General features: G+C 31.5%; 1 protein-coding gene. It reads right to left on the bottom strand.

Annotated features, from left to right (window positions below; translation table 11 throughout):
• On the bottom strand, positions 1–225 hold a 225-nt coding region (locus NE664_15105; protein MCQ4727961.1), incomplete at its 3' end, for a sensor histidine kinase.
• Between the last annotated feature and the right edge of the window lie 175 nt (positions 226–400).

Raw genomic sequence — 400 nt, 5'->3', positions numbered from 1 at the left:
CAAATACATCCCAACAGAAATTTTAATGATCTCTGTATTTCGATTTGCAATATTACTGCATTTCTCCTCCAGAAGACTCAATTTACTGTTATTCAATTTATAATTGCTGTCTTCAAACACATAACTCATAAGAATACAAAACAGTACGAACAATGGAAAAACAAATATCAGATCTAAAAAAATGACTTTTTTTCTAATACTGTTAAAATGCGGCAATTGTTTCATAATCTCATGCCCCTTCTGTAAAATATATAGTATAATCATAAAAATGGATTATTGCCTCTGTGTTTCATTATACAGGATTTTTGTGGGAAATGGTAGCATCCGCTTATATGGCATTATGAAAGATAACTTATTGATCCGGTATCCGGAAAAAGGGAGGGTCCAAATGGCAGAAAAA

This window comes from Anaerotignum faecicola, from assembly GCA_024460105.1.
GTDB lineage: Bacteria > Bacillota > Clostridia > Lachnospirales > Anaerotignaceae > JANFXS01.
This window is presented reverse-complemented; position numbering and strand designations above follow the sequence as displayed.